Annotated in this window: 4 protein-coding genes; all 4 read right to left on the reverse strand. The window is 69.7% G+C overall.

What is annotated here, in order from left to right; translation table 11 throughout:
• The coding region (locus G4D87_RS31990) for a DUF1622 domain-containing protein (protein ID WP_163786480.1) at positions 1–398 on the reverse strand (398 nt) is incomplete at its 3' end.
• A 115-nt stretch (positions 399–513) separates the two neighbouring features.
• Positions 514–1,248: an alpha/beta fold hydrolase gene (locus tag G4D87_RS31995; protein WP_163786481.1), complete on the reverse strand. Its 735-nt coding sequence runs from the start codon at positions 1,246–1,248 to the stop codon at positions 514–516.
• A gap of 20 nt (positions 1,249–1,268) precedes the next feature.
• Positions 1,269–3,047, reverse strand: coding sequence for a peptidase MA family metallohydrolase (locus G4D87_RS32000; protein WP_163786482.1), 1,779 nt, complete (start codon positions 3,045–3,047; stop codon positions 1,269–1,271).
• Positions 3,044–6,079 carry a DUF4175 family protein gene (locus G4D87_RS32005; RefSeq protein ID WP_163786483.1) on the reverse strand — a complete coding sequence of 1,012 codons (3,036 nt, stop codon included), beginning with the start codon at positions 6,077–6,079 and terminating at the stop codon, positions 3,044–3,046. The genes G4D87_RS32000 and G4D87_RS32005 overlap by 4 nt, the downstream gene beginning before the upstream one ends.
• Positions 6,080–6,113 lie beyond the last annotated feature (34 nt).

Below are 6,113 nucleotides of genomic sequence, written 5' to 3' on the forward strand. Positions count from 1 at the left end.
GGCGGTGGGTGGCGCTGCGGGGTGGACGACGTTGGCGGAGGATGACCAGGGTCGGCGGTGTCCTCGCGGTGTTGCCAGGGCCAGCGTCCTTCCAGCTCCACGGTGAGGGTGAAGCTGAGGAAGGTCCGGATGAGGACGATGAGGCCCAGCACCAGTACGGCATCCAGCGTGGGCCGCTGGCTGACGGTGCGGATGATGTCGGCGGCGACGAGGAACTCCAGGCCCAGCAGGATGGCGCGGCCCAGGTTCAGCCGGAAGCGGCGGTAGGTTTCACCCGCGGGGAGCGGCTTGCCCGTGACGAGCAAGACGAGGGCGAGCACGGCCCCCAGCACCATGCTGACCACGCCGGCCCACTCCATGAGCTGGGCGGCAAGCGAGATGATGGATCCGACCTCCATCGAGCCTCCCGTGCGGGAAGCTAGGCATGGGAGTCATGGGACCAGGGAGCAGCCGTTGCAACGCCTGACGGCTCAGCTGCTGACGGCCCTTGGGCCAGGGCAGCCTGGAGCCGGTTCACCGCTGACCGCGACGAAGGGGCGCGACTCCATTGCTCTTGGCCGGTGAATGGAAGTCGGCGATGAGCCGGGCCAGGAGGTCGGGCTTCTCCACGAGGAGTCCATGCGTCGCACGTGGGACCACGGCGAACTCGCCGTCTGGAAGGGCTTCATACATTTCGATGGCGTGCTCGAAGCGGACCTCGTCATCATCGCCCATGACCACCAACACAGGGCGCTTCAGGCCGCGGAGGTCATCGACTCCGATGGCGGGCTCCCGCTCGTGGAGACGCGCGGACTTCGCAACGACGGCGGGCCAGTGTTCGAGGCCGTCGGGGGACAGCTCGGCGTAGGCCCTGGCCATGAAGTCTGGCAGCGGCTCACCCAAGACGCCGTCACGCCAGCCGTCGACGCGAAAGGGGGCTGCTCCGAATACGAGGCTCCGGACCAGGTCGGGCCTCGCGAGCGCCAGGTGCAGGCCGACAATCGCCCCATCGCTCCACCCGAAGACGTGCACGTTCGAGAGCTTCAGCCGTTCAAGCAGGGCAGCTGTGTCCGCCGCCATGTGAGCGAAGCTCCACTCGCCCTCGGCGTCCGGCGTGCGCCCGTGACCGCGTTGTTCCGGCGTGATGATGCGATAGCCGTCACCGAGTGCCGCGACGAGCGGCTGGAGCGCACGGGTATCGGTGCCACCTGGATGCAGGAGCAGGAAAGGCTCCCCCTGACCGTGCTCCGCGAACCATAGGTCGTGCATATGTGTCACCAAGGCGCGTTTCATTTCCCCGCGTCCGGCTTCCCGGGCCGCGCCGCTTCCTTCGGCGTGTCCGACGTACCCGACACGTTCATCTCCGACAGCCCGCCTTCGTCCTGCAGGAACTGCTGCGCCACGCGGTCCACCTCTTCGGCCTTGAGGCCCGTGAGCAGCGCGCTCGCCTGCCGCGCGCGGCCCGCCAGCGCCGTCTCGCCCATGGAGTCGTGGATGCGCGTGAGGGCCAGGTGGATTTCCGGGTCGAACGGGTCCGACGCCAGCGCCTCCAGGTAGGCCGTCTTCGCCTTCGGGTAGTCCTTCCGGTACAGCAGGATGCGGCCCAGGTGGACGTTCGTCGAAGGTGAGCCCGGGTGCACGCGCAGGCTGCCGCGCAGCACGCGCTCCGCCTCGTCCAGCCGCCGCAGCTCCAGCAGCGCCAGCGCGTACTTGTTGGACACCGACTCGTACTTGTCGCCCACCAGCTCGTGCGCCTTGGCGTACTCCTCCGCCGCGGCCTTCACGCGGTTGCGCTCGCGAAGCAGCTCGCCCAGGTGCGCGAACTTGCGCGCCGGCACCTCCGTCACCTCCTGGAAGTCGCCGAAGGAGATTTCACGCCCCTTCTTCTCGCTGTCGTCCTTCACCTTGCCCTTGGCGTTCTCCTTCAGCACCACGCGGTCCTCGCGCGGCAAGAGCTCGGTGGGGAAGGGCTGCTTCTTGATGTGCGCCAGCCAGGACTTCTCGAAGAGCGCGAAGGGCATCCCCATGGCCACCTCCACCGCCTTGCGGTCCTTCTGCCCGGCCTTCAGCTCCTGGATGATGGCGCGCAGGCCCGCCGTGCCCTTGACGCTGTGCACGTAGTCGATGGCGTAGAACACCTCCGCGAACGCGGTGGCCGCGTCCTCCGCCGTGGGCAGCAGCGCAATCGACGGGTGCATCTTCTCGAACGGGATGAGCGTGTCCGCCTTCACCCGCTTGCCCAGCAGGGCCTGCGTGGAGGGCGTCATCGCCAGGCCCGCCTTGCCGCGCCAGCGCGACTCCAGGAACTTGGCCAGCCCTTCATGCAGCCAGATGGGCACCGTGTTGCGGCTCATCTGGCTGATGACCAGGTGGATGTACTCGTGCGCCAGCGTGTCCTGCCAGTCGTAGCCGCGCGCCACCGCCTTGGGGCTGGTCACCATCAGCTTGTTGAACTTGCAGATGGCGATGGTGCCCGTGGTGCCAATCTGCTTCTCCGTCAGGGTGCTCACCTTCGACAGCTCGCGCGCGTTGCTCACCACCTCCACGCGAATCTTGCCGCCCGGCGGCGTCCAGCCGAGGTCCTCCTTCATCGCCCGGTGGATGCCCTCCAGCGTCTCCAGCGCGTAGGGCACCAGCACCGCTTCCTTCCCCTTGGGGTACTGGAAGATGAAGTGCTCGCTCTCCGCGCGCTCGTGCTCCTGGGTGATGGCGCGCGTGTCCTTGGCCAGCCGCAGGTAGCTGCCCGGCTTGTCCTCGATGTGGGCGCCCTCCAGCAGCGCCACCGCGTCGTCGTAGCGGCCCTCCTCGAAGGCCACCCGGCCCTGGAAGTACTTCAGCGGCTCCACGTCGGCGGGGAGGAGCTTCTCCACCTCGGACAGCTCGCGCCGGGCGCCGGGCACGTCCCAGTCGTCCAGCTCCGTCTCGACGCGTTCCAGCCGCTCCTTCACCTCGTCCTTGAGCGAGCTGGCCTGGGCCCACGCCGCCTGCGGCACGCAGAGGAGCCCCACGGCCATCGCCGCGACGAGTGCCCCGAATCCGGAAGAATGCTTCAGCGCGTGGCGGCTCACTTCACCAGCTCCTCGTAGTAGCGCTTCACCTGCTCCCGGTACTTCTCCGGCGCCCCCTGCTTCATCGCGTCCAGCAGGTCCTTGCGGAACTCCTTCGGCGCCTGGAAGGCGTCCTCGTCCGGCAGCTCCACCTTCTGCTTCGGGTCTCTCCCGTTGCCTTGCTGACGGCGGCCCATGCCCATGGGCAGCGGGAGCCCGCCCTTGCCGCCGCGCTGGCCTTCCTGCATCTGCTGCTGGAACTGGCGCAGGCCCTCCAGCGCCGCCTGCTGCTCGCCGTAGCCGCGGCCCGGGTCCTTGCCCTGCATCCGCCGGGCGGCCTCACCCATGCGCTGGCCGGCGCCCTCCATCTGCTGCGTGGCCTCCTCGCCGAAGATGGGCGCCATCTGCTGCATCTCCTCCATCTGCTGACGCAGGCCCTGCGCGCGCTCCTCCAGCTGCGACTGCTGTTCGCCCAGCTGCTGGAGCTGCTGCTTCTCCTGCTGTGACAGCTGCGAGCCCGGCGGCGGGAAGAGCGACTGGAGCTGCCGGTTCACCTCCGACACGTTGCGCGCGTCGCGGCCCAGGCGCTGCGCCAGCTCCGTGGACTGCTTCACCACCTCTTCCGGGTTGCCGAACATCTCGTCCAGGTGGCGCTGCTGCTCGCCCATCATCGCCAGCTGCCGGGCCGCGTCCTCCGCCCGGGCCGCCGCCTCCGCCGCCAGGTCGTAGTCGTTCACCTTCAGCGCGTTCTCCACGTTCTGGAGCTCCGCCTGGGCCTCCTCCAGCGGACGCGCGGCGCGGCTGTTGAGCTGGCTGGGCTCCAGCGCCTTGTAGTCCTCCTGCGCCTGCTGGACCTTGCGCATCAGGCTGTCCTTGATGGCCTCGCCCTTCTCCGACAGCCGCTCGCGGTTCTGCGAGCGCCCCTGGTCGCGAAGCTGCTTCGTCTGGTCCGCGACGCGCTGCTGCTCCTGCACGGTGCTCTGCAGCTCCTCCATGAACTCGCCGAACTTCTCCGCCAGCTCGGGGTGCTGCTCACCGCCGAACTCGTCGCCGGCCTGGTCCAGGTTCTCGAGCATCTCCTCCATCTGCATGCCCAGCTCCTGGAGCTTCGCCAGGGCCTCGTCCGCCTTGCCCTCGCGCATCAGCTTCTCCACGTCGTCGAGCGCGCCGCGCATGTCCTGGTCCTTCATCATCTCGGACAGGGCCTCGGCGTTGAGGTGCTCGTCGCGGATGCCCTTGCGCATCTCCGCCATGCGCTGCATCAGCTCCTGGATGCGGGACTTGAGCTGCTGGAGTTGCTCCATCACCGCCTGCCGCGAGGCCTCGTCCGGGTTGGACTTGTACTGCTCGATGAGGTTCGCCAGCTCGCGCCGCTCGTTGGACAACTGTTTGGCCATCTCCTGGAGCGCCTCCAGCTTCTGCCTGTCCAGCAGCGACTCCAGGTAGAGGATGTCCTTCTCCAGCTCCGTTATCTCCTCGTTGACCACGGCGGTGAGGCGGTTGCCCGTGCCCCAGTCCTCGCCGCGGGCGCGCTGGGTGCGCAGGTAGAGCCGGCGCAGCTCCGCGGTGCCGCGGATGTGGCTGCCCAGGGACTCGGAGATGTTGCTCAGCGCCGAGACGAGCTCGGTGGGCACGTCGCGCTCGCGCGCCAGCTCCTGCGCCAGCGTCCGCATGTCCGCCACCAGGCTCTCCCCGCTGGTGTCCACCGTGGCCCCGGCGGTGATGGCCTGTGGGTCCTTCTGCCGCGCGCGCTCCGGGCCTTCCAGCCGGTCCGCGAGGTGGTCCACCATCCGGCCCCACAGTTGCTCCGCCTTCTCCAGCGCGGCGCGGCGGTGCTCGGCCGCGGAGTACACGCGCAGCACCTGCGTGCGGCTGACGCCCTTCTTGGGGCCCTCCACCGCGTCGTTGTCCTGCGCCTCCACGTAGTAGGTAATCCGGTCACCCGGGTCGAGCTTGAGGTTGCCCAGGCTCCACGCGTACGTGCCCCGGTGGCGCCGGCCGTCCTCGCGCGGCAGCGGCACGCGCGTCTCCTGCTGGGCGCCGGGCGCGCGGAACACGAGCGCCATGCCAGACAGCCCGTAGTCATCCGACGCCTCGTACTTGAGCGTCACCTGGTCGCCCGGGTCGACCTCCAGCTCCACCGTGGGCGTGAGCAGCGACACCTCGGGCGCCTTGTCCGCCTCCACGGTGAGGGCGATGTCCGGCCCCACCGCGAGCGCCTTGTCCCGCGCGCCGTAGAAGGCGAAGCGGTAGTGGCCAGACTGCTTCGCGACGAAGCTGCCCTCCAGGTCCCGGTTGCCCGTCACCTTCAGCGGCAGCGCCTGGCCGTTGACCACCAGCTCCGCGCGCTCCACCGGACGGTCCGAGCGCGTCTTCAGCAGGATTTCCGTCCCCGCCGGCGCGCTGATTTCACCGTTCGTTCCGGGCACCGTGCGCGGCGCCAGCCCGGTGTACGCGGGGTAGCGGTACGTCAGCTCGATGTCGCCGGTGATGGGCTCCACCTGCGCCTGGGCCTTGGGGCTCGCCGCCACTTCGCGGATGCGCGCCATGCCCGCGGACCAGCGGTCACCGAGCACGACCATCAACACCAGCAGGGCCAGCAGCGCGCCGCCCGCGCCCAGGGCCACGTGACGCACCGGGCGGCTGTCCACCACGGTGCGGACATCCACCGTGCGCGCCCGCGTGTCCAGCTCCCGCAGGAACGCGCGCGCGAGCGCCGGAGAGCCGCTGCCCGGCGCGTCCGGCTCGCGCATCAGCTCCACCCCGGCGAGCACGTCCAGCGACAGCTCCGGGCGCTTCTCGCCCACCAGCCGCGCGGCGAGGACGTCGTCTCCCACGCGGCGGCGAGCCAGCCACAGACCGAAGACGCACGTCACGGCCACGCCCAACGGCAACGCCGTCCACAGCAGGGACGCGCCCGCGCGCGGCGCCACCAGCGCCAGGAAGCCGCCGGCCACCAGCAGCAGCGCCACGGTGGCCACGCCCAGCATGATGCCCTGGAGCCACAGGAACCGGCGCTGCCGCCCCTGGACGGTGGCGAGCAACGCCTCCACGCCCGGAGCCTCCAGGGGAAGATGGGCCTGTGAC

It is taken from the genome of Myxococcus vastator (assembly GCF_010894475.1).
GTDB classification, from domain to species: Bacteria; Myxococcota; Myxococcia; order Myxococcales; family Myxococcaceae; genus Myxococcus; species Myxococcus vastator.